This is a genomic window from Streptomyces beijiangensis (assembly GCF_017315755.1).
GTDB classification, from domain to species: domain Bacteria; phylum Actinomycetota; class Actinomycetes; order Streptomycetales; family Streptomycetaceae; genus Streptomyces; species Streptomyces beijiangensis.
Genome location: NZ_JAFLRJ010000219.1, coordinates 1 through 25,218, shown reverse-complemented (window position 1 = coordinate 25,218; position 25,218 = coordinate 1). Strand labels below are relative to the sequence as shown.

Below are 25,218 nucleotides of genomic sequence, written 5' to 3'. Positions count from 1 at the left end.
ATTTCCTTCGTCAATATTTAAATTTGACGAGTTCGGATCTAGGCTCCTTGCTCATGTCACAGGTGTCCTACGACGAGCCCAGTCGCACGTTCCTCCTCGCCACCCCCGCCACCTCGTACGCGCTGCGCATCGGCGCGGACGACAGCCCACGGCATGTGCACTGGGGTGCGCCGCTCACGCTCGGCCAGGCCGTCGCCCTGCCCACGTACGACGGAATGACCAGCAGTTTCGCCTCGACGGGTGGCGAGGAGATGGCCGTTGAGGGCGGCGCCCGATTCGGGGCGCCTTCGCTGCTCGTGCGGTACGCGGACGGGGCGCGCGGTGTCGAGTGGGCCTACGAGAGCCACGAGATCGAGGACAGGACCGGGGGCAGCCGCCTCCGCGTACGGCTCCGGGATCGCCACTATCCGCTCGGCTGCACGCTCCACTACGCGGTGCACGAGGACAGCGACGTCATCGAACGCTCCATGACGCTCAGCCACTTGGGCACGGCGGAGACCGCCGGCGAACCCATCGAGATTCTGCGCTGCGACGCCGCTAGCTGGTCGGTCCCCGCAGCATCCGGTGTGCGGCTGAGCCACACGGTCGGCGCGTGGTCGGGCGAGACGCAGCTGCGGCGGACCGAAGCTCCGTACGCCGAGACCGTGTTCACCAGCCGGCGCGGAATCTCCGGACATTTCGGAAATCCCTGGCTGATGGTCGACGCGGGTGACGCCGACGAGAGCCACGGCGAGGTGTGGAGCATGGCCCTCGCCTGGTCCGGGAGCTGGCGCATCACCGCGACACGCGACCACACCGGCGGACCGTTCGCGGTCACCGGTGGCGCCGGGCACGACGGTCTGACCTGGCGGCTGCAGCCCGGCGAGAGCCACGAAACCCCGGTGTTCGCAGGCCAGTTCAGCCAGGGAGGGTTCGGTGCGACCAGCCGCGGCTGGCACCGGTACGTCACCGCGCACGTCCTGCCGCGCCCCGACGAGATACGCCCCGTTGTGTACAACAGCTGGGAAGCCACCGGCTGGGACGTGACCCTGGAGGGCCAGCGGGCCCTCGCCGAGCGCGCCGCCGCACTGGGCGTCGAACTGTTCGTGGTGGACGACGGCTGGTTCGGGCAGCGCACCAGCGACCGCGCCGGGCTCGGCGACTGGCATCCGAACCCCGAGCGGTTCCCGCACGGGCTCGGCCCGCTGGCCGATGAGGTGCGGCGACTCGGCATGGGATTCGGCCTGTGGGTGGAGCCGGAGATGACCAACCCGGACAGCGATCTCCACCGGGCGCACCCCGACTGGGTGCTGCACATGCCGAACCGGCGCCGCAGCGAACTACGCCAGCAGCTCGTCCTCAACTTCGCCCGCACCGACGTCACCGAGTGGGCTTACGAGTGGCTGGAGCGGCTCGTGGCGACGTACGAGATCGACTTCCTCAAGTGGGACATGAACCGTGCGTTCACAGAGGCGGGATGGCCGGGCCACCCCGACGCCGAACGCCTGTGGACCGACCACACGCGGGGCGTGTACGCGGTGCTCGACCGGCTGCGCCGCGCCCATCCCCGCCTGCGCATCGAGGGCTGCGCGGGCGGCGGCGGGCGTGCGGACCTCGGCATGCTGGCCCGTACGGACCAGATCTGGATCTCCGACAACACGGACGCGGACGACCGGATCGCCATCCAGCACGGATACAGCCAGATCTATCCGGCGCGCACCATGTCCGCCTGGGCCACCGACAGCCCCAACCCGTACACCCACCGCACCACCCCCCTCCCCTACCGCTTCCATGTCGCGATGACCGGCGCGCTCGGCATCGGCGGCGACCTCTCCCGCTGGAGCCGGGCCGACCTGACCGAGGCCGCCGGGCTGGTGGCGCTCTACAAGGACATCCGCCCGGTGGTGCAGGGCGGCGAGCAGTACCGGCTCGCGGACGCCGTGCAGTACCTCGCGGACGACCGGGTCGTGGTGATCGCCTGGGGCGAGGAGCGCACGCTGCGGCTGGCCGGGCTCCCACCTGCGGCTGTCTACGTCGACGACACCACCGGCGCCGTGCACCACGCGGCGACGCTGCTCGCCCACGGCCTGCCGCTCGCCCTGCCCAAGGGTGACCGGCCGAGCGCCGTGGTGCGGCTCACGCGGCAGTGACCGGACGGGCGGGAAGGGATCCCGGTCTTGTAACGGTGGTCCCTGCAGGCACATCTCCCTCACGGAATGCGCTTACCGTGTCCTCGAATAGGTCCTTGAACGTGTTCAAGGACTAACGGGGCTCCTGGGGAGGGGACAGCGCGATGCGCAGCGGGGCGAAGGTCGGCATTGTCGGCAGTGTGTTCGTGGTCGTGGTCGGTGGGATCGGCTACGGCGCGTACAACGTGTGGAACGGGGTCACCGGCGGTTCGTCGGGGAGCGGCAGCGGTCATACGACGACCCAGAACGCCCCGGCGAGGACCGGTCCGGTGAGTGGCGACGAGATCAAGAACACCGCGAAGGACTTCCTGGCGGCGTGGGCGTCGGGGGACCCGGAGAAGGCTTCGCAGCTCACCAACAATCCGGTGGAGTCGCAGTCCACGCTGGCCTCGTACAAGGAGGACGCCGCCGTCACCAAGATGGTGGTGACGCCGGGGGCGCCGGTCGGCGCGAAGGTGCCGTACACGGTGAACGCGACGGTCTCGTTCGGCGACGTGAGCAAGCCGTGGTCGTACGCATCGGCGCTCACCGTCGTACGCGGGCAGACGACCGGGCGTCCGCTGGTGGACTGGCAGCCGACCGTGGTCCACCCGCAGCTGAAGACCGGGCAGTCGATCAAGACGGGCGAGGCGGCGGTCGCGGCGATCAAGGCCGTGGACTACCGGGGCCGGGAGCTGACGAAGGAGAAGTACCCCTCGCTGGGGACGATCCTGGATCAGCTGCGCACGAAGTACGGGGCGAAGCTGGGCGGCAAGCCGGGCATCGAGACGTACATCACCAGTGACAGCCCGGACGCGGAGACAGCCCCGGACGCTTCCCTCCTGACCCTGACCAAGGGCAAGCCCGCGCTGCTGCACACGACCCTGGACGCGGATGTGCAGGCAGCGGCCGAGCGGGCCGTGAAGCAGTTCCCGGAGGCGTCGGTCGCGGCGGTCAAGCCGAGTACGGGCGAGATCCGGGCGGTGGCCAACCACCGGACGGACGGCTACAACGCGGCGATGCTGGGCAAGCAGGCACCGGGCTCGACGATGAAGATCGTGACGGCGGCGATGCTGATCGACAACGGTCTCGCCGGCGAGAACAAGTCCATTCTCTGCCCGAAGAACGTCGTCTGGCAGAGTCAGACCTTCCACAACCTGGACAACTTCCACATCCCCGACGGCACTCTCGCCACCAGCTTCGCCCGCTCCTGCAACACCGCTTTCATCAAGCCGCTCGGCCAGTTCCGGGACAAGAACATCCCCGCGGAAACCGCACTCTCCACGACTGCCAAGAAGTACTTCGGCATCGGCGACACGTGGCATGCCGGCGTTCCCACCAGCGACGGCAGTGTTCCCGCGGCACAGGGACCCGACCAGGCGGCCGCGATGATCGGTCAGGGCCAGGTCACGATGAATCCCCTCAACATGGCGTCCATCACGGCCACCGCGAAGTCCGGAACCTTCAGGCAGCCGGTCATCGTGCCGAGGTCGCTGATCAACGAGCCCATCGCGTCGACGCGTTCAATGCCGCAGAACATCGCCCGGCAGCTGGGCGACATGCTGCACACCACCGCTACCGCGGGCTACGGGACGGCCACCGGCGCCATGTCCGGAGTCGGCGGCTACAAGGGTGCCAAGACCGGCTCCGCCGAGGTCGACGCCCAGGGCAAGTCCAACAGCTGGTTCACCGGGTTCAGCGACGACCTCGCCGCCGCCGCGGTCGTCCAGTCCGGCGGCCACGGCGGCACCGCCGCAGGTCCCGTCGTCGCGGCCGTCCTGCGCGCAGGCTGATCCCACCCCGCGAATGCCGCTCGCATGGTCCGCACGCCGAGCGCTAGCGTGCGGACCATGAGTACTCCTGCACCCGCCCTCAACCCCCGCTTCGCCGAAGCCCTCCGCGAACTGGGCCTGGAGGACGTCGAGATCCGCAGCTTCCCCGAGGCGACCCGGACCGCCGTGGAAGCCGCCGCGGCCATCGGCTGCGAGCTCAGCGCCATCGTCAAGTCGCTGATCTTCCAGGCGGACGGCGTGCCCGTCCTCGTCCTGATGGACGGGGCGTCGCGCGTCGACACCGAGCTCGTCCGATTCGCTCTCTGCGCCGCGAAGGTCAAGCGGGCCGACGCCGCTCTCGTACGGGAGACGACCGGGTACGCCATCGGCGGCGTCCCGCCCTTCGGCCACCGCAACCCCACCCGCGTCCTCGCCGACCGGGGCCTGCTCGACCACGACGTCGTCTGGGCGGCGGCCGGAACCCCGCACACCGTCTTCGCCCTCGACCCCAAGTCGGTCATCGAGCACGCCGGGGCCACTCTCACGGACGTCCGGGAGCTCACCGCGTGACTCCGCTCGTCACCCTCGCGGTCGTCTTCGCAGCGATAACGCACGCCACCTGGAACGCCCTCGCCCACCACATGAAGGACCAGCTGGTCTCCTTCACGCTCATCTCCAGCGGCGGCGCGCTGCTCGGGCTGCTCGCCCTGCCCTTCGTGCCCGTTCCGCACGCCGGGGCCTGGCCGTATCTGATCGCCTCGGCCGTCCTGCACGTCGCGTACATGCTGCTGCTCATGCGGTCGTTCACGCTCGGCGACTTCGGGCAGATGTATCCGATCGCGCGCGGGACGGCACCGCTCGTCGTCACCGTTCTCGCCGCCGTGTTCGTCCACGAGATCCCCGACGCCTGGCAGTTGGCGGGTGTCGCGGTCGCGTCCGCCGGTCTGGTCGGAGTCGCGCTGTGGGGCATGAAGGGCTCGCGCCCGCACTGGCCGGCGCTGATCGCCGCGCTCGCGACGGGGCTCTCGATCGCCTCGTACACGACGGTCGACGGGCTGGGCGTGCGCGCCTCGGGGTCCTCGCTCGGTTACATCGCCTGGCTGATGATCCTGGAGGGCGTCGCGATCCCGGTGTATGCGCTCCACAAGCGGCGCGCCGAACTGCTGCCGCAGCTGCGGCCGTTCGCCGTCCGGGGCATGACCGGCGCCACGCTGTCGGTCATCGCGTACGGACTGGTGCTGTGGGCCCAGACCCGCGCCCCGCTCGCACCCATCGCGGCGCTCCGCGAATCGTCGATCATCGTGGGCGCGGGCATCGGCGCGCTCTTCTTCAAGGAGCGCTTCGGGGCGCCGAGGATCGCCGCGGCCGGCCTGATGGTGGTCGGCATCGGGCTGATGCTGCACGCGGGCTGACACGCGGGCTGAGAAGTGCAAGAGCCCGCGCCACAAGTGTAATCCAGGTGTACACTTGCGTCATGTCAGATACCTACTCGATTGTGGACGCGCGCGGCCAGCTGGGCGACCTCGCCCGGCGCGCCGCCCAGCACGAGCACATCACCCTCACCGACCGGGGCACCCCGACCGCTGTCCTGATCTCTCCGGCCGAACTCGAAGATCTCGAAGACGCCCTCGCGATCGCACGCCTGGAACGCGACCGCGCACTCGGCGTGACCCCCGCAGCCGTGCCCTGGGCCACCGCACGGCAGCAGCTCCTCGACGCCGCAGGCATCAGCGAGGACGAGCTTTGAGCATCAGCGTCACCATCGAACCGGCTGCGCTCGACCAACTCGCCGGATACCTGAAGAACGATCCTGCGGTGACCGCACAGATCGTGCGGGCGATCGACTCTCTCACCACAGACCCGACGCCGACCGGATCCCGCGCCTGGGGAACCAGTCACCGCCGGTGGCATGTCGGGGCCCGGCGCATCCTTTACCGGATCAGCGAGGCCGAGAACGCAGTGCACGTCGAACACATCGGCCACGCCTGAGAAGACGCCGATCAGACGTCCGAACGCGCCTGTGCGAAGGCCCCGTTGGCCGACAGGATCCCGCCGTCCACCCGCAGCGTGGTCCCCGTGATCCAGGACGCGTCGCGCGAGGCGAGGAAGGCGACGGCGGAGGCGATGTCGTCCGGTTCGCCGACCCGGCCCAGCGGATAGACGTGGGCGAGCTGCTCCAGGTCGCGTTCGCGGCCGGTCCAGGCGTCGGTGCGGATGGTGCCGGGCTCCACGATGTTGACGCGTACGCCCCGCGGTGCCGCACTGCCCGCGAGCGTACGGGTCAGGGAGGCGAGGCCCGCCTTGGCCGCGCTGTAGGCGTGGTTGCCGAAGTCGACCTCCGCGTTGACGGAACCGATGTTGACGATCGCGCCGCGCCCTCCCGCCGCCACCGCCAGATGGGGCAGTGCCGCACGGCAGACGCGGAACGCGCCGGTCAGCGTCGCGTCCAGGTCGCGGTGCCAGGACACGTCGTCCTGGTCCTCGAAGAGCGGGGCGTCCGGGGTGCAGGCGTACGCGTTGTTGACCACCACGTCGAGCGAGCCGAACGCCTCGACCGCCCGCGCCACCGCCGCTTCCACCGACGCCCGGTCACGGACGTCGCAGGCGAAGGGCAGCGCGCCCGGCAGGGCGGCGGCCGTCTTCTCCGCCCGGCCGGGGTCCAGGTCGGTGACCAGGACGCGCGCGCCCTCCTCGGCGAGGCGGCGCGCGGTGGCCGCCCCGATCCCCTGTCCGGCGCCGGTGATCAGGACTCCGTATCCATCGAATCGCTTCATCCACGGATCATGACGCCGCACGCACCGCCCTGACCAGGGCCTGTGCACGGGGATCGGCGGTAACCCCCTTCTGCATGCCGTTGGTCACGTAACCGAGCGCGATCCCCGACTCCGGATCGCCGAAGCCCAGCGACCCGCCGCGCCCGGGGTGCCCGAAGGAGCCGGGGGCGAGGAGCGGCGCCGCGGGGCCGTGGAGCATGAAGCCGAGCCCGAAGCGGGTGTTGACGACCAGGACGCGGTCCGGGCCCGCCGACTCCTCGGTCCGCGCCAGTGCGAGCGTGGCGGGGGCGAAGAGGCGGTTGCCGTTGTCGACGGGGCCGATCATCGCCGCGTACAGCCGGGCCAGCGCCCGCGCGGTCGAGATCCCGGCCGACGCGGGCAGTTCGGCGGCCCGGTAGGCGGGGTCGTTCTCGTCGGGGAGCGGGTCGATGGCGCCGAAGGCACGGCGGGTGAGGGACGCGGGATCGGTGTACGCCTCGGTCACCGAACGCTTGGGCCGGAGCTTCAACTCCCCGCCCACCGCTGCCACTTCGACGCTCCCGATCCGCCCCACCCGGTGCGCCTCGTCGGCCGGCAGACCGACCCAGAAGTCCGCGTCGAGCGGCCGGGCGATCTCCTCGGCGATCCACCGCCCGACGGTCCGCCCGGTGACCCGCTTCACGAGCTCGCCGATCAGCCAGCTGTAGGTCTGCGCGTGATACCCGTGATCGGTCCCCGGCTCCCACACGGCCTGCTGGGCGGCGACGGCCCGCGGCCCCGACTCGCCGTCCTGCGCCTCCGCGGGGCCGAGCGGCCGGTCGAGCAGCGGCACCCCGGCCTGATGGGAGAGCAGATGCCGTACGAGGGCCCGCTCCTTGCCCCCGGCCTTGAACTCGGGCCAGTACGTCGACACCGGTGCGTCGAGATCCAGCTGTCCGCGCTGGTGCAGCAGCAGCGGCACGGCGGCCGCGACGCCCTTGGTCGCGGACCGTACGATCTGCGCGGTGTCCACGGCCCAGGGAGCGGTCCCGTCCACATCGCGTGTGCCGCCCCACAGGTCGACGACCTTGTGGCCGCCGCGGTAGACGGTGACGGCCGCGCCCCGCTCACCCCGCTGCTCGAAGTTGCGTACGAACGCGTCCCGGACCGGCTCGAAGCCGTCCGCCACCGTGCCCTGGACGTCCACCACTGCGCACTCCCGCTGTCTCGCGCGCCCCACCGGCGCACCCTCCATAGTGCATCGCCGCGCCGACAGGTCCCGCAGCGAGGGCGCCCGCATCAAATGAACAGCAGGATGTGCAATCTCCCATCCGTATGTGCGATAAATGATCCATGAGCGTCGCCCACCGCCTCGATCTGACCCTTCGCCTCGTGCAGGGATCCGGCCAGGCCTCCGTGTCCGAACTCGCCCAGCGCCTGGGCGTCTCCGAGATGACCGTGCGCAGGGACCTGGACGCCCTGGAGCGCCAGGGACTGGTCCGCAGGGTGCACGGCGGCGCGGTCGCGAACCGTGCCCGTGAGGAGGGGGCGGGATTCAACGTGCGGGAGCCCTGGGAGGCCGCGACCAAGGACCGGCTCGGTGCGCGGGTGGCCGCGACCGTGGAGCCGGGGTCGCGGGTGCTTCTGGACGCGGGCACCACCACCGTGCACGTCGCCGAACACCTCGCCGCCCGGGGCCCGTTGACGGTCGCCGTCCTCAGCTTGCAGGCGGCGGTGGTGCTCGCCGACCGGCCGGGCATCGAACTGCTGGTCGTGGGCGGACTTTCGCGCCCCGGGGAGCGTTCGCTGGTCGGACCGCTCGCTCTGCGCACCCTGGAGTCGCTGGTCTTCGACACCTTCGTGATGTCGATCGGCGGGGTGCACGCCGAGCACGGCTGGTCGGAGTTCTCGCTGGAGGACGCCGCCGTCAAGCAGGTGGGCCTGGCCCAGTCGGCCCGTACGACCGCGGTCGCCGACGCCACCAAGCTCGGCGTGCGCGCCTTCGGCCAGGTCGCCCCGCTCGGCGCCGTGGACACCTTCGTCACCGACACCGCCGCCGACGACCCGGGGACCCACCCGCGCGGTCCGGAAACACTTCAGGCGCTGCGCGACGCGGGCGTCGAGACCGAACTCGCTTGAGGAGCGGCACCATGACCACCCCCGGAATCGACACCCCCGACCGCCGCGGCCGCACCGGCCTCGACCGGCAGGGACACGGCCTCGACGGCAATCCGCGGGTGCGGATCAGCGACGTGGAGGTGCTCTCCAGCGACTGGTACGTCCTGCGCAGGACCACCTTCGACTACCAGCACAGCGACGGCCATTGGAGCAGCGAGCAGCGCGAGACGTACGACCGGGGCGACGGCGCGACGATCCTGCTGTACGACACCGAGCGCGCGACCGTGCTGCTGACGCGCCAGTTCCGCCTGCCCGCGTACGTCAACGGGCACCCCGACGGAATGCTCCTGGAGACCGCGGCAGGACTCCTCGACGGCGACAGCCCCGAGGAGGCCATCCGCAGGGAGGCGGCGGAGGAGACCGGGCACGAAGTCGGCACGCCCGAGCCGGTCTTCGCCGTGTACATGAGCCCCGGCTCGGTCACCGAGCGGCTGCATTTCTTCGCCGCGCCCTACAGCGCGGCGGCGGCCACCGGCAGCGGCGGCGGGATCGCCGAGGAGGGCGAGGACATCACGACCGTCGAGCTGCCCTTCGACAAGGCCCTGGCGATGGTCCGCGACGGTGCGATCGCGGACGCCAAGACGATCATGCTGCTCCAATGGGCAGCCCTGGACGGCCCGTTCAGACGGTCGTAGTCCGCGGGTCGAACCCGAACGGCAGCTCAAGGCGGTGCGAGCGCATCAGCTCGTCGTCGGAGAGCAGGTCCCTGGTCGGGGCGTCCGCCACGATGACGCCGTCGCTGAGGATGACCGCACGGGGGCAGAGCTCCAGGGCGTACGGAAGGTCGTGGGTGACCATCAGGACCGTGACGTCCAACGAGCGCAGGATGTCGGCCAGTTCACGGCGCGATGCCGGGTCCAGGTTGGACGACGGCTCGTCCAGTACGAGGATCTCCGGCTCCATCGCCAGGACGGTCGCCACCGCGACACGGCGGCGCTGCCCGAAGGAGAGATGGTGCGGGGGCCGGTTCGCGTACTCCTCCATGCCGACGAGGGCGAGGGCCTTGTGCACCCGCGCCTCCAGCTCCGCGCCGCGCATGCCCGCCGCCGCAGGACCGAAGGCGACGTCCTCGCGGACGGTCGGCATGAAGAGCTGGTCGTCGGGGTCCTGGAAGACGATGCCCACCCGGCGGCGGATCTCCGCGAGGTTGGCCTTGGCGACGGGCAGTCCGGCCACGGTGACCGTGCCGGCGCCGCCGGTGAGGATGCCGTTGAGGTGCAGTACGAGCGTCGTCTTGCCCGCGCCGTTGGGCCCGAGCAGGGCGACGCGCTCGCCGCGGCCGACGGTCAGCCCGACGCCGAAGAGCGCCTGATGCCCGTCGGGGTAGGCGTACGCGAGGCCGGAGACCTCAAGTGAGGGAGGCTGAGGTGCGGTGGTCATAGCGTCCATCCCAACAGACAGATGAAGAGGGCGGCGACGGGGAGTGCCGCGGCGTACGTCCACTGCTCGCGGGAGGCCGTGACCTCGTCGATCACCGGCATGGAGCCCGCGTAGCCGCGGCTGACCATGGCCAGGTGGACGCGTTCGCCCCGTTCGTAGGAGCGGATGAAGAGCGCGCCCGCCGTCTTGCCGAGTACGCCCCAGTGGCGGATGCCCTTCGCCTCGAAACCGCGTGACCTGCGCGCGATCGACATCCGGCGCATCTCGTCGGTGATGACGTCGCCGTAACGGATCATGAAGGACGCGATCTGGACGAGGAGCGGCGGCAGCTTCAGGCGCTGCAGCCCCAGGAGCAGCTCGCGCAGTTCGGTCGTCGAGGCGAGGATGACGGACGCGCCCACGCCGAGCGTCCCCTTGGCCAGGACGTTCCAGGCGCCCCAGAGGCCGGGCTCGCTGAGCGAGAGCCCCAGGACGTGCACCTGCTCGCCGGGGACGACGAACGGCATCAGGACCGCGAAGGCCACGAACGGGACCTCGATCAGCAGACGCTTGAGGAGGAAGGCCGCGGGGATGCGGGCCGCCGTGGCGACCGCCGCGAGCAGGACCGCGTACAGACCGAAGGCCCACATCGACTCGCGCGGCGTCGACACCACGATGATCACGAAGGCGAAGACGGCCGCGAGTTTGCAGTGCGGGGGCAGCCGGTGGACCGGCGAGTGCCCGTGCCGGTAGAGGCGGTGTGCGTGGCCCGCGCCCATGTCAGACGGCTTCCCGTACGGAGGCCTGCACCGAGGACGGCGTACGACGTCGGCGGATCACCCAGAAGACCCCGCTGCCGACCGCGATCGTCGCACCGACGCCGACGGCGCCCGCGATGCCGCCCGCGAGGCGCGAGTTGGAGACGTCCTTGAGGCTGTAGCCCGCGAACGGGGAGTCCTCGGTGTGGTGCTTCTTCGTCTTGGCGTCGATGCCCTGGTCGTGGGCGACCTTCTCCAGGCCGTCGGGGCTGGCCGAGGCGTAGAAGGAGACGAAGCCGGCGAGGACGAGGGCGGCGATCAGGCCCGCGCCCCATACCTTGCGCGTGGAGGTCTTGGTTCGGGCGGCCACCGGGAAGGCGGCGGGAGCGTCGACCAGCTCGCCGCCGACGCGCAGCTTGAGCGGCGCGGTCAGGCCGCGGGCGCCGTAGACCAGGTCGGGCCGTACGGCGATGACGGCGCCCACCGTCAGAGCGGTGATCGCGGCCTCGCCGATGCCGATCAGGACGTGCACCCCGACCATCGCGGTCAGCACCTTGCCCACGGGGACGTCGGTGGTCCCGCCGAGCGCGTACATCGCGGTGAAGGCGAGAGCCGCGGCCGGCACCGAGATCAGGGCGGCGGCGAAGGAGGCGAAGGTGATGGAGCTGCGGCGGCGCGGCAGCACCTTCACCAGGCCGCGGAAGACGGCGTACGCGACGACCGTCGTCACGATCGCCATGTCGGTGATGTTCACGCCGAGCGCGGTCAGCCCGCCGTCCGCGAAGAGGATGCCCTGCATGAGGAGGACGACGGAGACGCAGAGGACCCCGGTGTAGGGCCCGACGAGAATCGCCGCGAGCGCCCCGCCCAGCAGGTGTCCGCTGGTGCCGGCGGCAACCGGGAAGTTCAGCATCTGCACGGAGAAGATGAAGGCGGCGACCAGTCCGGCGAGCGGCGCGGTCCGCTCGTCGAGCTCCTTGCGCGCGCCGCGCAGGGAGACGGCGATCGCGCCGGCGGCGATGACGCCGGTGGCTGCGGAGACAGGTGTGTTGATGAATCCGTCGGGGACATGCATGGAGGGCTCCTCGGCGTGGTGAACCGTTCGATGATAGTGCCTTATTGCGAATGGTTCGCAGGAGCGTCTCAGTTGGATTTACCCAGGATCCGACTGTTCTAAAATATGCGACATTGGGTGCAAACAGCTCAAGCGTGAGGAGTCGGTCCATGTCCCCCGCGTCCACCGCCATCGAGGGCCACACCCGAGGTCAGATCATCTCGGACGCCATCGGGCACCGCTCCGTCCCCGTGGCCCTGCGCTACGACCCCTCGGCAGGTCCGGCCGACATCCATGTCGTCTTCCCCGGCGGCAGCGACTGGGCCTTCTCCCGCGAACTGCTGATCACCGGCCTGCGCACCCCTGTCCGCAGCGGCAATGTGGGGATGTGGCCCTGCGGGCGGGTGCAGACGGTGCTGGAGTTCCATTCGGACCAAGGGGCGGCGCTGGTGCAGTTCGACAGCTCGGCGCTGATCCGCTTCCTCCGGCGTACGTACGAGAACGAAGAAGTCCCCCGCGCCCTGAGCGGGCACGGGGGACGGCTTCACTGAATGTGCGGGCCGGTCGTCGTCAGACGCTGATCAGCTCGCGCTTGTCGTCCGGATCCGAGGACTCCGCGGCCTGCTCGGTGAACTTGCGCAGGCCCTCGCCCTCGACGTCCACGTTGGGCAGTGCCCGGTCCAGCCAGCGCGGCAGCCACCACGCACGCTTGCCGAGCAGGGCAAGGACCGCGGGCACGATCGCCATACGGACCACGAAGGCGTCGAAGAAGACCGCGATCGCCAGACCGAAGCCGATCATCTTGATCATCGAGTCGCTGGCTCCGATGAAGCCGGAGAAGACCGCGATCATGATGACGGCCGCCGCCGTGACCACCCGGGCGCCGTGCTTGAAGCCGGTGACGATCGCCTCGGCGGGGCGTTCCCCGTGGACGTACGCCTCACGCATGCGGGTCACGAGGAAGACCTCGTAGTCCATCGCGAGACCGAAGACCACACCGACCATGAAGATCGGCATCATCGACATGATCGGGCCGGTCTGCTCGACGCCGAAGAGCGAGCCGAGCCAGCCCCACTGGAAGACCGCGACGACCGCGCCGAGTGCGGCGACGACCGAGAGAAGGAAGCCGAGGGCTGCCTTCAGCGGGACCAGGACGGAGCGGAAGACGATCATCAGGAGCAGGAAGGCGAGGCCGACCACGAGCGCCAGGTAGGGCAGCAGCGCGTCGTTCATCTTCTGCGAGAAGTCGATGTTCATGGCCGTGGAGCCGGTGACCAGGACTTCGGCGCCCGTGGACGACTTGAGTCCCGGGGCGGTGGCGCGGATGGAGTGGACGACGTCCTCGGTCTGGGTGGAGGACGGACCCCACTTCGGGATCGCCGTGATCGTCGCGGTGTCGCCGGCCTTGTTGAAGGCAGCCGGGTAGACGGCGGAAGTGACGCCGAGCGAATTGATCTTCTTCTCGACCTCGGCGGCCGCGGCGTGCGGGTCATCGCTGCCCTTGGCATCGACGACGACCATCAGCGGACCGTTGAAGCCCGCGCCGAAGCCGTCGGACAGCAGGTCGTACGCACGGCGCTGGGTGGTGCTGGTCGGCTGCGAGCCGTCGTCGGGCAGGCCCATCTCCAGCGAGGAGACGGGGATCGCGATGGCGCCCAGACCGAGGACGCCCACGAGCAGGACCCAGATCGGGCGGCGCAGGACGAAGCGGGCCCAGCGGGTGCCCATGTTGGGCTTGGCCTCGGGGGCTTCGTCCTTGGTGAGACCGGCCTTCGTGAGGTCGGCCTTCTTCGCGTCGGCGGCCTTACGGGCCTTGCGGCCGTGGATCCGCTTGCCGACGAAGCCGAGCATCGCCGGGATGAGGGTGAGCGCGATGAGGACGGCGATGGCGACCGTACCGGCGGCAGCCATGCCCATCTTCGTCAGCATCGGGATGTTGACGACAGCCAGGCCGACCAGGGCGATGACCACGGTGAGACCGGCGAAGACGACGGCGGAACCTGCGGTTCCGACAGCTCGTCCCGCCGCTTCCTCACGTTCCCTGCCCTCGGCGAGTTCCGCCCGGTAGCGCGAGACGATGAAGAGCGCGTAGTCGATACCGACCGCGAGGCCGATCATCATCGCGAGCGTGGAGGTCGTGGACCCGAGGTCCAGAACGTTGGCGAGCGCGGTGATCGACGAGACGCCGATGCCCACGCCGATGAGCGCGGTCAGCAGCGGCAGCCCGGCGGCGACCAGCGAACCGAAGGTCACCACGAGCACGATCCCCGCGAGGATGACACCGATGATCTCGCCGGACCCGGTCTCGGGCATGGCCTGCAGCGCGTCGCCGCCGATCTCGACGGTGTACCCGGACTTCTGGGCGGCGGTCGCGGTGTCCTGGAGCGAGTCCTTGTCCGCGTCCTTCAGCGCCATCGCGTTGACCTTGTACGCCACGGTGACGTACGCCGTCCTGCCGTTCTTGGAGACCGCGTTGGTGGCGTACGGGTCGGAGACCGACTTGATCTGGTCCGAACCGTCCGTCAGCTCGCCCGAGACCTTCTTGATCTCGGCCTTGGCCGCCGGGTCGGTCATCTTGTCGCCCGAGGGGGCCTTGAAGACGATCCGGGCGGTGGCGCCGTCGGAGCTGGATCCAGGGAAGCGCTGGTCGAGCAGGTCGAAGGCCTTCTGGGCCTCCGTGCCGGGGATCGAGAAGGAGCTGGAGGTCGAGGTGGCCGCGGAGGCGGCTCCGCCGATCGCGAGGGCTAGGAGCGCCACCCACATCAGGGCGACATAACGGCGGCGCCGGAAGGCGAACCGTCCGAGCTTGTAAAGGAAAGTAGCCACGAGGGCGGACTCCCGGTCAGGTCGTGGGACGAAAAAGGGCGTAAGGCTGGTTTTCTGGGGGCACGCCCCCAGACCCCCAGAGCCCGACGACGAGAGCGGCGTGTCAGGTGGGGCCGGCTGTGCGAGGGGGGATCAGACGCCGAGGGCGGGGAACACCACGGCGTCGACATAGTCGGTGAGGAAGGCCTGGTCCGGCGCTTTGTCCTCGATGAACTGCCTGCCGACGAAGGCGCCGGCCAGCATGTGGGTGACGTACTTGAGCGCGGGGAGGTCGGCACTGACCTCACCGCGGTCCACCGCGCGCTGCATGATCCGGTCGAGCCCGTTCAGTTCGGGCTCGAACAGCAGCTCACGCACTGCCTTGTGGAGATCGGGGTCGTCATGGATGGCATGCATCAGACCCCGCATCAGCGCGGCGTCCTCTTCCATCTTGCAGTCGTCCCCGAGCGCCATCGCCGTACGGAAATCGCCGCGCAGCGAACCGGTGTCGATCTGGTCGAGCTTCACCGGCTTGTTGTGCCGCAGCGCCCTCGCGACGAGCACCGGCTTGCTCCCCCACTGGCGGTAGAGGGTAGCTTTGCTGGAGCGCGTACGGGTGGCCACGGCGTCCATGGTGAGGCCGTCGTAACCGACCTCGCGGAGCAGGCCGAGTACGGCTTCGTAGAGCTCTGCCTCGCGCTCGGGCGTGAGCCTTCCTGCCATCGTCGACCTCCTCCGGGATGCGTAGCGAAACGGTGTCGTACACCACGACGGTACGCCGCCGATAAGCGAAACGACGGCGTTTCGCATGTGGCCTCCGCCACAGCAACCTCGGACCAGCGCGCTGCGTCCCCCTGCGGAAGCCACGCCGGGCAGACCCGCCCGCACGAATGGGAGCCGACATCAGGTAAATCAAGCCCCTCCGGCGATTGAGAAGCAGGGGTCCGGGGGCGGAGCCCCCGAAATGGGGCTCAACGGGCGACAAGCCCTCCGGTTGCCGACCCCCTCACCTGCGGAAAACATAGGGAGGTGAGCGACGCCGCGTATCTCCGCTTCCCGCACCTGTACGGCGACTTGCTGTGCTTCGCCGCCGAGGACGACCTCTGGGTCGCGCCACTCGTCCCCGCGGGCCACCGCCCAGGCCGGGCCTGGCGTATCACCGTCGACCGCACCCGGGTAGGGCATCCGCGCTTCTCGCCTGACGGGCAGACCATCGCGTACACGACCTGGCGCTCGCTGGATCCCGAGGTGCACCTCGCCCCGGTCGACGGCGGCCCCTCGCGCAGACTCAGCCACTGGGGCTCGCTCGACACCCGGGTCTGCGGCTGGGCCCCCGAGACCCCCGACAGCCCGGCGTCCATCCTCGCCGTCTCCTCGCACGGCCAGCCCTTCTCGTACTTCTCCTGGGCCTACAGCCTGCCCACCGACGGCTCCCCCGGGGGCAAGCTCCCCTGGGGTCCGGTCGCCGACATCGCGGTCTCGGACGCCGAAGGCGAGCGCCGCACCCTGCTGCTCACGGGCAAGCCGCCGCACGAGCCCGCCGCCTGGAAGCGCTACCGGGGCGGGGCCACAGGGCGGCTGTGGCTGCACGGCGAGCGGCTGCTGCCCGACCTGAACGGCCACCTCGACTCCCCCATGTTCGTCGCGGGCCGCATCGCCTTCCTCTCCGACCACGAGGGCGTCGGCAACCTCTACTCCTGCCTCCCCGACGGCAGCGACCTGCGCCGCCACACCGACCACGACGCCTTCTACGCACGGCACGCCTCCTCGGACGGGCGCCGCGTCATCTACCAGTGCGCGGGCGACATCTGGCTGGTCGACGACCTGGCCGCCGACTCCGTACCGCGCAAGCTGGAGGTACGCCTCGGCGGGCCTCGGGCGGGCCGGCGCGGCTACCAGGTCCCGGCCGCCAACCATGTCGACGGGCTCTCCGTCGACGAGACGGGCCGGGCGAGCGCGGTCGTCGTCCGCGGCAGCCTGTACTGGCTCACCCACCGCGACGGCCCGGCGCGCACGATCACCGACACCGCGGGGGTACGGGTACGCCTCCCCGAGATGCTGGGCAGCGGCGGACAGGTCGCCTATGTCACCGACGCGGAGGGCGAGGACGCCGTCGAGATCGCGTATCTGCCGCGGGCCAGCGGAGAACGCGAGCCCCGCCGTCTCGCCGGCGGCGGACTCGGCCGCGTACAAGAGCTGTTGTCCGATCCGGACGGCGAGCGGCTCGCCATCGCGTCCCACGACGGGCGGTTGCTCCTCATCGACGCGACCGAGGAGTCCAACGGCGAGGTCACCGAACTGATCCGCTCCATCAACGGACCCGTACGCGACCTGGCGTTCTCCCCCGACGGAGCCTGGCTCACCTGGTCGCACCCCGGCATCGGCCGCTCCCTGCGGCAGATCAAGATGGCCCGCATCAAGGACCGTACGATCGTCGACGTCACCAACGGCCGCTTCGAGGACGAGAATCCGGTCTTCACCGCCGACGGCCGCTATCTGGCTTTCCTGTCCTGGCGCGGTTTCGACCCGGTGTACGACGTCCACACCGGCGACCTCTCCTTCCCCCTCGGCTGCCGCCCCTATCTGCTCCCCCTCTCCTCCGCCACACCGTCCCCCTTCGCGCTCTCCCCCGACGGGCGGCCCGCGGCGGGCGGCCTCGACCCGGTGGACGACATGGGCGACGCCTCGACCGTCACGGTCGAGATCGAGGGCCTGGAGAACCGGGTCACGCCGTTCCCCGTACGCGCATCCAAGTACTCCGCGCTCTACCCGGTCAGCGGCGGCGGCCTGGTCTGGCTGCGCTGGCCGATCTCCGGCGCGCTGGGCGAGACGTTCGCCAACCCCGCCGACACCTCGGGCCGGCCCACCCTCGAACACTTCGCCATCGCCAAGGCGCGCCGTACCGAACTGGTCGGCAACCTCGACTGGTTCGCCCTCAGCGGCGACGGATCGCGGCTCGTCGTCATGGACGAGGGCGAGCTGCGGGCCGTGCCTTCGACCGAGACCGGGGACAACGACACCACCGTCTATCTGGACCTGCGCAGGATCCTGCACGACGCGGACCCGCCGTCCGAATGGCGCCAGGCTTACGAGGAGGCGGGCCGTATCGTCCGCTCGTACTTCTGGGAGCCGGGGATGTGCGGCGTCGACTGGTCGGCGGTGCTCGACCAGTACCGCCCGCTCCTGGACCGGGTCGCGTCCCCCGACGAATTCGCCGACCTCATGCGCGAGGTGCTCGGCGAACTGGGCACCTCGCACGCGTACGTCACCCCGGCCCGCCGCAACGAGGGCCCCCCGCACTACCAGCGCCCGATGGGGCTCCTGGGTGCCAACCTGGTCTGCCGGGACGGGAGTTGGCTGATCCAGCGCATCCTCCCCGGCGACTCCTCCGACTCCAAGGCCCGCTCCCCGCTGTCCGGCGCCGGCATCCGCGAGGGCGCGGTCCTCACCCATGTCGACGGCCGCCCTGTCGACCCGGTCACCGGCCCCTACCCGCTGCTCGCCGCAGCCGGCGGCACCACCGTCGAGCTCACTTTCCAACCCGCCGAGGGCGAGGGCAGGGCCCGCCGGGTCGCGATCGTCCCCCTCGTGGACGAGCGGCCCCTGCGCTACCAGGACTGGGTGGCGAAGCGCCGTTCCGTCGTACGCGATCTGAGCGGCGGCAAGTGCGGCTACCTCCACATCCCCGACATGGGCGGCTCGGGGTGGGCCCAGTTCAACCGGGACCTGCGGCTCGAAGTCTCGCGCCCCGCCCTGATCGTGGACGTACGCGGCAACGCGGGCGGTCACATCAGCGAGCTGGTGGTGGAGAAGCTCACCCGCACCATCCTCGGCTGGGACCTGACGCGGAACGCGCAACCGGTCTCGTACGCATCGAATGCCCCACGGGGCCCGGTGGTTGCCCTCGCCGACGAGGCGACGTCCTCCGACGGCGACATGATCACCGCGGCCTTCCGGCTGCTGAAGATGGGACCGGTGGTCGGCCAGCGCACCTGGGGCGGGGTGGTCGGCATGACCGGCCGCCACACGCTCGGCGACGGCACGGTCATCACCGTCCCGATGAACGCGGCCTGGTTCGACGAGTACGGCTGGTCGGTCGAGAACCACGGAGTCGAACCGGACATCGAGGCGTTGCGCACGCCGCTCGACTGGGCGGAGGGCCGTCACGCGCAGCTCGACGACGCGGTACGGGTGGCCCTGGATCTCCTGGTCCAGAACCCGGCGGCGACACCGCCGCACTATGACGCGGTCCCGTCGAAGCGCCGGCCGAAGCTGCCGCCGCGGTAGGCGCTGAGCACGTCAGATCTGCGGACGCCGACGGCGAGCAAGAACCCACGGGGGGAGTTCGCCGAATCCTGTCAGGCATCAACGGGTGGTGCGTGGGTGGGAGACGGTCCGGCGCGGAGCGCCGCAGAGGACGCGCGGAGCGCGAAGGCTCGGGGGCCGCGGAGCGGACCACTGCCCCGCGCGGAGCGCGGGAGTGCGGACCCACCGGACACACCGGAAGGGCGCACCCCCCGCCGAAGCGGAAGGTGCGCCCCACGCGCAGGTGTGCCGATGCGCGCGCGTCAGTCGTTCAGGAGTCGAACTTGTCCCGCGCCTGGTCCGCCTGGTCCTGCGCGTCCTGGGCGTTCTCCTGAGCCGCGTCCTGCGCCTGCGAGGCACGTTCCGAAGCCTCGTCCTTCTTACCGGAGACAGCCGACTTGGCCTGCTCGGAAAGCTCCTGCGCCTTGTCCTTGAACTGGTCTGCGATGCCCATGAAATTCACTCCTAGTGGGGTGTGATGGGGTCGGGGGCGACTAAGGCCCCCTGGGCTGCGACCAGACTTACACGTCCGGACAATCCGCGCATTTCGATCATTAACGCTCCGTGTGCGCCCCGCTCCTCACGTCCGTACGGGCCTTCTCGTCGGCCTCTCCGCCGGCGCCCACGAGCCCGGTTCCCACCCCGGCGAGACGCGGTTCGAAGCGCCGCATCTCGCGCTGCCCGACCGCCCCGATCAGCGACGGCAGATATCCGCGTACCGACTGCATCCCGCGCAGCCACCACTGCGCGTACACATGCGATGACCGCCGCTCGATCCCGGCCACGATCCGGTCGACGGCCGGACCCAGCGGGTACGTCCGGTTCGACGGCCACGGCAGCCGCTGCCTCAACTCCCGCATCACATCGTCCTGATCGGCCCCGCGCACCATGTCCGTGTCGGTCCACGACAGATACCCGACCCCGACCCGCACGCCCTTGTACCCGACCTCGGCGCGCAGCGAGTGCGCGAACGCCTCGACACCGGACTTCGACGCGCAGTACGCGGTCATCATCGGCGCCGGGGTGATCGCGGCCAGCGAGGCGATCTGCAGGAAGTAGCCGCGGCTCTCCATCAGTACGGGCAGGAAGGCCCGCGCCGTCACCGCGCCGCCTATCAGGTTGACCTCTATGACCCGCCGCCATGCCACCGGGTCGGAGTCCACGAAGGGCCCGCCGGACGCGACCCCGGCATTGGCGACCACCAGGTCGACCTTGCCGAACCGCTCCTTGACCTCCTGCGCTACCCGCGCCATCGCCTCGTGGTCGGTCACATCGGCGTACCACCAGTCGCTCTCGGTGTGCAGCCGCCCCGAGACCGCCTTCAGCTCCTCCGGCTCAAGGCCCACGAGCGCCACCAGCGCGCCCCGCGCCGAGAGCTTGCGCGCCAGCAGTTCGCCGACGCCGCGGGCGGCGCCCGTGACGACCGCGACCTGCCCCTCAAGACTGTTCCTGCTCATACGGCCTCCTCCTCCAGCTGCACTCGTACGTACGTATCGGCCAGCTCACGCAGCCGCGCGCTCACCGCCTCGGGAGCCTCGACGGGCGTCATATGCCCCATCCCCACCAGCTCCACGAGCCCCAGCGACTGCGGGAGCGCGCCGGCCAGCCTCCGCGCATGGACGATCGGCGTCAGCCGGTCCTCCGTGCCCGCGATCACCGCGGTCGGTACGGTCAATTCCCTGACACCCGCGTCCAGTTCGAGCTCGGCGAGCACCTGCGACCAGGCCACCCGCACCGCCCGGGGACACGCGTGCACGATCCGCGCACACTCCGCGATCTTCGCCTGGGAGGAGGCGGGCCCCATGGTCCCGTACCGCAGGATCCGCTTCGAGACGGGCGTTACGGGTCCGAGCGGGGCCCGCGCCCCGAGCACCGCCCCGGTCAGCCGCGTCCGCAGCCGGCCGGCCCGCATCGGCAGCACTCTCGACTCCTCGACCAGCCGCGAACTGCCCGTGCTGCAGAGCAGCACCGCCGCCGCGTGCTCCCGGAAGGCGGGCCTGCGAGAGGCCGCCATCATGGTCATCCCGCCCATGGAGTGGCCACCGAGCACGGCACGCTCGCCCGCCACGAGGGTGGCTCCGAGCACCGCCTCCAGATCGTCGGCCAGCGCGTCCGTGGAGTACCCGCCGGGCCCGGCCGCGGGTGAACTCCCGTGCCCGCGCTGGTCGTAGACGATCACCCGGTGGCTGTCGGCCAGGTCCCGTATCTGCGCGGCCCAGAACTCGGTCGAGCAGGTCCAGCCGTGGGCAAGGACCACCGCGGGCGCGTCCTCGGGCCCGTACACCTCGACGTGTATGCGGGAGCCGTCCGCGGAGAAGACCGCCGGCGTCCTCACGCGTCCTCCTTCTCGCGCACGGGGGCCCGTACGACCTCGTACTCCCCGAGGTTCACCTCGCGGGTGGCCGCACGGAACTCGCCGGTGGTGCCGGGCCATATCGTCGTGTTCCGACCGTTGGCGTCCAGATACCAGCTGGTGCAGCCGCCTGTGTTCCACACGGTCCGCTTCATCCGCTCCTGTACGCGCCGGTTCCAGGCGCCCACGGCCGACGCCCGCACATTGAGCGCGGCGCTCCCGCCCAGGACGTTCAACTGCCGCATGTAGTCGGCGAGATAGTTGAGCTGGGACTCGATCATCAGGATCATCGAGGAGTTCCCGAGCCCGGTGTTGGGTCCGATGATCGTCATCCAGTTGGGGAAGCCCGCCGCGGTGGCGCCGCGCAGCGACTCCATCCCGTCCTTCCAGGCCTCGGCGAGGGTGATGCCGTCGGCCCCCACCACCCGGTCGGCGATGGGCATGTCGGTCACATGGAAGCCGGTGCCGAAGATGATGACGTCGACCTCGGCCTCCGTACCGTCGGCGGCGACCACGACATTGCCGCGGATCTCCTTGAGCCCCGAGGCGACGACATCGACATTCGGCTTGGCAATCGCCGGATAGTACGTACTGGACAGCAGGATGCGCTTGCAGCCGATGCGGTACGTGGGCGTGAGCCTGGCCCGCAGTGCCGGATCCTTGATGGACCGCGCGATATTGCTCCGCCCGATCCGCTCTATCAGCCCCAGCCGGTCGGGATGCTTGGTGAACGCGCCGACCTGCAACTCCCTTATGCCCCAGAGGAATCCGCGCCGCGCGGCACCGGTGGCCGGCACCTTCTCGTGCAGCCACCGCTCGGCCCCGCTGATCTTGCGGTCCATGCGGGGCATCACCCAGGGCGCGGTGCGCTGGAAGAGCGTCATCTTCGCGACCTGCGGCTGGATCGCCGGGACGATCTGGATGGCGGAGGCGCCAGTCCCGATCATCGCGACGCGCTTGCCGGTCAGGTCGTAGTCGTGGTCCCACTGGGCGGAGTGGAAGACCTTCCCCTCGAAGCCCTCAAGACCCGGGATCTCGGGAACCTTCGGATCCGACAGCGGCCCCGTGGCGGAGACGACGACATCGGCGGTGAGCGTCCCCTGCGAGGTCTCGATCTCCCAGCGCAGTTCGTCCGCGTCCCAGCGCATCATCAGCACTTCGTGCTTCAGCCGGATGTGGGGCCGCAGCCCGAAGGTGTCGGCGACGCTCTCCAGATAGGCCCTGATGTGCGGCTGCCCGGAGAAGGTCCGGGGCCACTCAGGGTTGGGAGCGAAGGAGAACGAGTACAGGTGCGAGGGAACGTCGCACGCACACCCCGGATAGCTGTTGTCCCGCCATGTGCCGCCGACCGACTCGGCCCGCTCCAGGACGACGAAGTCGGTGATCCCCTCCCGGCGCAGCCGGACCGCGGCTCCCAGGCCGCCGAATCCGGATCCGATCACCGCCACCCGTACGTGCTCGCACTCGTGCTCCTGCTCGCGCTCCTGCTCGGCCATCCCGCCGCCTCCCGAGAACCCCAGACGCTGCCAGCAATCACTGGCACTATTCGGAGAGTAGAGCAGCTCCGTACTCATGGGTAGGGGTCGGGCAAGAGGAAGTGACATCAGTTCCTCCGTCACGGGTGCCTCGAGTCCGACATAGGCTGCGGCCATGCCCGAGACGCACGAGTACCGCATGGAAGAACTGGCCAAGGAAGCCGGGATCACCGTGCGCACCCTCCGTTTCTACCGGGAGCGCAAGCTCATACCGCCGCCCCGCAGGCAGGGCCGTATCGCCTGGTACGACGACCACCACCTGGCCCGTCTCCGCACGATCGCCGCACTTCTCGAACGCGGCCACACCCTCAACGGCATCGCGGACCTGGCCGAGGCCTTCGAGTCCGGCCGTGACGTGGGCCAGGTGCTCGGCCTCGACCAGCAGCCCACCGACGAGGAGCCGGTCCACCTCACCCCCGAGGGCCTGGCCGACTACTTCCAGGACCAGGCCACCGCCGAGAACCTCGCCGCCGCACTCGACCTCGGCTATCTCGCCACCGACGGCGAGGAGATAGTCCACATCAGCCGACGCCTGCTGGACGTTTCGGCAGCCCTGGTCCGCGAGGGAGTCCCGCTCGCCGCGGTCCTCTCCTCGGCCCGCCAGGTCCGCGAACACGCGGACGCCCTGGCCGACCTCTTCCTCGTACTCCTGCGCACGCACACGGACGGCCCGGAGGGCCGGGCGATGGACCGCTTCCGCCCGCTGGCCAAGAGCGTGGTGGAGGCGGAACTGTCCATGGCCCTGGACCGCCGCCTGCGCGAAAAGCCTTCCCGGCCCTAGAGCTCGTACGCGACGGTCACCGGAGCATGATCGCTCCACCGCTCCTCGTGTACGGCGGCCCGCTCGACCCAGGCCTTGGCCGCCACCTTCGCGAGGCCGGCGGTCGCCACCTGGTAGTCGATGCGCCAACCTGTGTCATTGTCGAACGCGCGTCCCCGGTAGGACCACCACGAGTACGGCCCCTCAACGTCCGGGTGGAGCCCGCGCACCACGTCCACGTACCCGGTCTCCTCGAAGACCTTCGTGAGCCATTCCCGCTCCTCCGGCAGGAACCCGGAGTTCTTCCTGTTCCCCCGCCAGTTCTTGAGGTCGGCCTCCTGGTGGGCGATGTTCCAGTCCCCGCACACCAGCACTTCACGCCCGCCGGCCGCGGCGCGCTCCCGCAGCCCCGCGAGATACACGAGGAACTCCCCCATGAACCGGATCTTCTCGTCCTGCCGGTCGGTCCCGACCTCCCCCGAGGGCAGATACAGGCTCGCGACGGTCACCCCGGGCAGATCGATCTCGACGTACCGCCCGCTGCCGTCGAACTCCGCGCTCCCGAACCCGACCTGCACCCGGGTCGGCTCCCGCCGCGTATAGAGCGACACCCCCGCCCGCCCCTTGGCGGCCGCCGGGGCGTGCACGGTGTGCCAACCCTCGGGCTCGCGCACATTCTCCGGAATCTGCTCGGGCTCGGCCCGCACCTCCTGCAGGCAGATCACATCGGCGGAGGTCCCCGCCAGCCATTCCACGAACCCCTTTTTGGCGGCCGCTCGGATCCCATTGACATTCACCGTGGTCACAGTCAGCATTCCGGCACAATACAGACACGCACCCCCCGCATACATGTACGATTGCGCGCATGAATATCCGTCCGGTCCGTTACGACCATCCCGACGCCGTAAAACTCAATGACCAGGTCCAGCTCGAATACGTGGAACGCTACGGCGACGGCGGCGACCAGACGCCCCTCGACGCCACGATGTTCGACCCACCGCAAGGCCTTTATCTTCTCGCGTACGACGACGAAGGCCGCCCTGTCGCAACCGGCGGCTGGCGCGCCCACGAGAAGAACGCCGAGAACTACTCCGACGGCGACGCCGAGCTCAAGCGCATGTACGTGATCCGCGAGGCCCGCGGCCTGGGCGTCGCCCGCCGCATACTCGCCGCCCTCGAAGAGAGCGCCCGCGCGGCCGGCCGCATCCGCATGGTCCTGGAAACGGGAGACCAGCAGCCCGAGGCGATCGCGCTCTACACGTCGAGCGGCTACGAGGCCTGCGAGAAGTTCGGCTACTACCGCGAGTACAAGAGCAGCCGCTGCTTCGCCAAGCCCCTGAAGCACTGAAGAGCTGAACCGCTGACCGCCCGCCGGGGAATCGCGCAGCCGGAGAAGGTGCGCCGCAGTCAGCGCGACGGCGCGGTGAGCTGCCGCGCGACAGCTCACCGCGCCGTCGCGC

Annotated in this window: 24 protein-coding genes; 12 read left to right on the top strand and 12 right to left on the bottom strand. The window is 70.2% G+C overall.

Annotated elements, in window-relative coordinates:
• Positions 1–53 precede the first annotated feature (53 nt).
• The 6 genes from J0695_RS23080 (at position 54) to J0695_RS23055 (ending at position 5,908) form a co-directional block, all read left to right on the top strand.
• On the top strand, positions 54–2,129 hold the full coding sequence (locus tag J0695_RS23080) for an alpha-galactosidase (protein WP_206964251.1): 2,076 nt from the start codon (positions 54–56) through the stop codon (positions 2,127–2,129).
• Positions 2,130–2,272: 143 nt separating this feature from the next.
• Positions 2,273–3,940: a penicillin-binding transpeptidase domain-containing protein gene (locus tag J0695_RS23075; protein WP_206964249.1), complete on the top strand. Its 1,668-nt coding sequence runs from the start codon at positions 2,273–2,275 to the stop codon at positions 3,938–3,940.
• A gap of 57 nt (positions 3,941–3,997) precedes the next feature.
• Positions 3,998–4,489, top strand: a complete 492-nt coding sequence (locus J0695_RS23070) for a YbaK/EbsC family protein (RefSeq protein ID WP_206964247.1) — start codon at positions 3,998–4,000, stop codon at positions 4,487–4,489.
• Positions 4,486–5,331 (top strand): EamA family transporter, encoded by an 846-nt coding sequence (locus J0695_RS23065; RefSeq protein WP_206964245.1) that lies wholly within the window; start codon positions 4,486–4,488, stop codon positions 5,329–5,331. The genes J0695_RS23070 and J0695_RS23065 overlap by 4 nt, the downstream gene beginning before the upstream one ends.
• A gap of 62 nt (positions 5,332–5,393) precedes the next feature.
• Positions 5,394–5,666, top strand: a complete 273-nt coding sequence (locus J0695_RS23060; RefSeq protein ID WP_206964244.1) for a type II toxin-antitoxin system prevent-host-death family antitoxin — start codon at positions 5,394–5,396, stop codon at positions 5,664–5,666.
• Positions 5,663–5,908, top strand: a complete 246-nt coding sequence (locus J0695_RS23055; protein ID WP_206964242.1) for a type II toxin-antitoxin system RelE family toxin — start codon at positions 5,663–5,665, stop codon at positions 5,906–5,908. Before J0695_RS23060 ends, J0695_RS23055 begins: the two co-directional genes overlap by 4 nt.
• 11 nt (positions 5,909–5,919) lie before the next feature.
• On the opposite strand, the gene J0695_RS23050 is transcribed toward J0695_RS23055, so the two are convergent.
• Together J0695_RS23050 and J0695_RS23045 are read right to left on the bottom strand one after the other, a co-directional pair.
• Positions 5,920–6,693, bottom strand: a complete 774-nt coding sequence (locus J0695_RS23050; RefSeq protein WP_206964240.1) for an SDR family NAD(P)-dependent oxidoreductase — start codon at positions 6,691–6,693, stop codon at positions 5,920–5,922.
• 7 nt (positions 6,694–6,700) lie between these two features.
• Complete coding sequence (locus J0695_RS23045; protein ID WP_206964266.1) at positions 6,701–7,858, bottom strand: serine hydrolase domain-containing protein; 1,158 nt, start codon at positions 7,856–7,858, stop codon at positions 6,701–6,703.
• Positions 7,859–8,004: 146 nt separating this feature from the next.
• On the opposite strand from J0695_RS23045, the gene J0695_RS23040 reads away from it, so the two are divergent.
• Positions 8,005–8,790, top strand: a complete 786-nt coding sequence (locus J0695_RS23040; protein ID WP_206964238.1) for a DeoR/GlpR family DNA-binding transcription regulator — start codon at positions 8,005–8,007, stop codon at positions 8,788–8,790.
• Between the two features lie 11 nt (positions 8,791–8,801).
• Positions 8,802–9,464, top strand: coding sequence for an NUDIX domain-containing protein (locus tag J0695_RS23035; RefSeq protein ID WP_206964236.1), 663 nt, complete (start codon positions 8,802–8,804; stop codon positions 9,462–9,464).
• Here J0695_RS23035 and J0695_RS23030 read toward each other — a convergent pair.
• Genes J0695_RS23030 through J0695_RS23020 form a run of 3 tightly spaced genes read right to left on the bottom strand, consistent with a single transcriptional unit; the run spans position 9,451 to position 12,021 of the window.
• Complete coding sequence (locus J0695_RS23030; RefSeq protein ID WP_372445818.1) at positions 9,451–10,209, bottom strand: energy-coupling factor ABC transporter ATP-binding protein; 759 nt, start codon at positions 10,207–10,209, stop codon at positions 9,451–9,453. The two genes, J0695_RS23035 and J0695_RS23030, sit on opposite strands and share 14 nt — an antisense overlap.
• A complete protein-coding gene (gene cbiQ / locus J0695_RS23025; protein ID WP_206964232.1) occupies positions 10,206–10,967 on the bottom strand; it encodes a cobalt ECF transporter T component CbiQ in 762 nt (253 codons plus the stop codon). Before cbiQ ends, J0695_RS23030 begins: the two co-directional genes overlap by 4 nt.
• 1 nt (position 10,968) lies before the next feature.
• Complete coding sequence (locus tag J0695_RS23020; RefSeq protein WP_206964231.1) at positions 10,969–12,021, bottom strand: energy-coupling factor ABC transporter permease; 1,053 nt, start codon at positions 12,019–12,021, stop codon at positions 10,969–10,971.
• A 149-nt stretch (positions 12,022–12,170) separates the two neighbouring features.
• Between J0695_RS23020 and J0695_RS23015 the strand changes: the two genes are divergently transcribed.
• Entirely contained in the window at positions 12,171–12,551 is a 381-nt protein-coding gene (locus J0695_RS23015; RefSeq protein WP_206964229.1) for an SsgA family sporulation/cell division regulator, read from the top strand.
• A gap of 19 nt (positions 12,552–12,570) precedes the next feature.
• Here J0695_RS23015 and J0695_RS23010 read toward each other — a convergent pair whose 3' ends face one another.
• Together J0695_RS23010 and J0695_RS23005 are read right to left on the bottom strand one after the other, a co-directional pair.
• Positions 12,571–14,826, bottom strand: coding sequence for an MMPL family transporter (locus J0695_RS23010; protein ID WP_206964228.1), 2,256 nt, complete (start codon positions 14,824–14,826; stop codon positions 12,571–12,573).
• A 132-nt stretch (positions 14,827–14,958) separates the two neighbouring features.
• Positions 14,959–15,528: a TetR/AcrR family transcriptional regulator gene (locus J0695_RS23005; RefSeq protein ID WP_206964226.1), complete on the bottom strand. Its 570-nt coding sequence runs from the start codon at positions 15,526–15,528 to the stop codon at positions 14,959–14,961.
• 306 nt (positions 15,529–15,834) lie between these two features.
• Here J0695_RS23005 and J0695_RS23000 point away from each other — a divergent pair, with 306 nt between their 5' ends.
• Positions 15,835–19,092 (top strand): S41 family peptidase, encoded by a 3,258-nt coding sequence (locus J0695_RS23000; protein WP_206964224.1) that lies wholly within the window; start codon positions 15,835–15,837, stop codon positions 19,090–19,092.
• A 289-nt stretch (positions 19,093–19,381) separates the two neighbouring features.
• Here the strand turns inward: J0695_RS23000 and J0695_RS22995 are convergent, their stop codons facing one another.
• The 4 genes from J0695_RS22995 to J0695_RS22980 all read right to left on the bottom strand — a co-directional run bounded on the left by J0695_RS22995 (position 19,382) and on the right by J0695_RS22980 (position 22,959).
• Positions 19,382–19,564 carry a hypothetical protein gene (locus J0695_RS22995; RefSeq protein ID WP_206964222.1) on the bottom strand — a complete coding sequence of 61 codons (183 nt, stop codon included), beginning with the start codon at positions 19,562–19,564 and terminating at the stop codon, positions 19,382–19,384.
• A 100-nt stretch (positions 19,565–19,664) separates the two neighbouring features.
• Entirely contained in the window at positions 19,665–20,567 is a 903-nt protein-coding gene (locus tag J0695_RS22990) for an SDR family oxidoreductase (RefSeq protein ID WP_206964221.1), read from the bottom strand.
• Positions 20,564–21,544, bottom strand: coding sequence for an alpha/beta fold hydrolase (locus tag J0695_RS22985; protein WP_206964219.1), 981 nt, complete (start codon positions 21,542–21,544; stop codon positions 20,564–20,566). Before J0695_RS22985 ends, J0695_RS22990 begins: the two co-directional genes overlap by 4 nt.
• Positions 21,442–22,959, bottom strand: a complete 1,518-nt coding sequence (locus tag J0695_RS22980) for a flavin-containing monooxygenase (RefSeq protein WP_206964217.1) — start codon at positions 22,957–22,959, stop codon at positions 21,442–21,444. Before J0695_RS22980 ends, J0695_RS22985 begins: the two co-directional genes overlap by 103 nt.
• Positions 22,960–23,113: 154 nt before the next feature.
• Between J0695_RS22980 and J0695_RS22975 the strand changes: the two genes are divergently transcribed.
• Complete coding sequence (locus J0695_RS22975; RefSeq protein ID WP_206964215.1) at positions 23,114–23,779, top strand: MerR family transcriptional regulator; 666 nt, start codon at positions 23,114–23,116, stop codon at positions 23,777–23,779.
• Here J0695_RS22975 and J0695_RS22970 read toward each other — a convergent pair.
• The gene (locus J0695_RS22970) at positions 23,776–24,573 is read right to left on the bottom strand and encodes an exodeoxyribonuclease III (protein ID WP_206964213.1); all 798 of its coding nucleotides are present in this window, start codon (positions 24,571–24,573) and stop codon (positions 23,776–23,778) included. The genes J0695_RS22975 and J0695_RS22970 overlap by 4 nt on opposite strands.
• 50 nt (positions 24,574–24,623) lie before the next feature.
• Between J0695_RS22970 and J0695_RS22965 the strand changes: the two genes are divergently transcribed.
• Complete coding sequence (locus J0695_RS22965) at positions 24,624–25,106, top strand: GNAT family N-acetyltransferase (RefSeq protein ID WP_206964212.1); 483 nt, start codon at positions 24,624–24,626, stop codon at positions 25,104–25,106.
• Positions 25,107–25,218 lie beyond the last annotated feature (112 nt).

Coding starts and splice junctions, on each gene's coding strand:
- J0695_RS23080 (WP_206964251.1), top strand. CDS start 54: ATGTCACAGGTGTCCTACGACGAGCCCAGTCGCACGTTCCTCCTCGCC.
- J0695_RS23075 (WP_206964249.1), top strand. CDS start 2,273: ATGCGCAGCGGGGCGAAGGTCGGCATTGTCGGCAGTGTGTTCGTGGTC.
- J0695_RS23070 (WP_206964247.1), top strand. CDS start 3,998: ATGAGTACTCCTGCACCCGCCCTCAACCCCCGCTTCGCCGAAGCCCTC.
- J0695_RS23060 (WP_206964244.1), top strand. CDS start 5,394: ATGTCAGATACCTACTCGATTGTGGACGCGCGCGGCCAGCTGGGCGAC.
- J0695_RS23050 (WP_206964240.1), bottom strand. CDS start 6,693: ATGAAGCGATTCGATGGATACGGAGTCCTGATCACCGGCGCCGGACAG.
- J0695_RS23040 (WP_206964238.1), top strand. CDS start 8,005: ATGAGCGTCGCCCACCGCCTCGATCTGACCCTTCGCCTCGTGCAGGGA.
- J0695_RS23035 (WP_206964236.1), top strand. CDS start 8,802: ATGACCACCCCCGGAATCGACACCCCCGACCGCCGCGGCCGCACCGGC.
- J0695_RS23030 (WP_372445818.1), bottom strand. CDS start 10,209: ATGACCACCGCACCTCAGCCTCCCTCACTTGAGGTCTCCGGCCTCGCG.
- cbiQ (WP_206964232.1), bottom strand. CDS start 10,967: ATGGGCGCGGGCCACGCACACCGCCTCTACCGGCACGGGCACTCGCCG.
- J0695_RS23020 (WP_206964231.1), bottom strand. CDS start 12,021: ATGCATGTCCCCGACGGATTCATCAACACACCTGTCTCCGCAGCCACC.
- J0695_RS23015 (WP_206964229.1), top strand. CDS start 12,171: ATGTCCCCCGCGTCCACCGCCATCGAGGGCCACACCCGAGGTCAGATC.
- J0695_RS23005 (WP_206964226.1), bottom strand. CDS start 15,528: ATGGCAGGAAGGCTCACGCCCGAGCGCGAGGCAGAGCTCTACGAAGCC.
- J0695_RS22995 (WP_206964222.1), bottom strand. CDS start 19,564: ATGGGCATCGCAGACCAGTTCAAGGACAAGGCGCAGGAGCTTTCCGAG.
- J0695_RS22990 (WP_206964221.1), bottom strand. CDS start 20,567: ATGAGCAGGAACAGTCTTGAGGGGCAGGTCGCGGTCGTCACGGGCGCC.
- J0695_RS22985 (WP_206964219.1), bottom strand. CDS start 21,544: ATGGCCCGGCACCACCGGCGAGTTCCGTGCGGCCACCCGCGAGGTGAA.
- J0695_RS22980 (WP_206964217.1), bottom strand. CDS start 22,959: ATGGCCGAGCAGGAGCGCGAGCAGGAGCACGAGTGCGAGCACGTACGG.
- J0695_RS22975 (WP_206964215.1), top strand. CDS start 23,114: ATGCCCGAGACGCACGAGTACCGCATGGAAGAACTGGCCAAGGAAGCC.
- J0695_RS22970 (WP_206964213.1), bottom strand. CDS start 24,573: ATGCTGACTGTGACCACGGTGAATGTCAATGGGATCCGAGCGGCCGCC.
- J0695_RS22965 (WP_206964212.1), top strand. CDS start 24,624: ATGAATATCCGTCCGGTCCGTTACGACCATCCCGACGCCGTAAAACTC.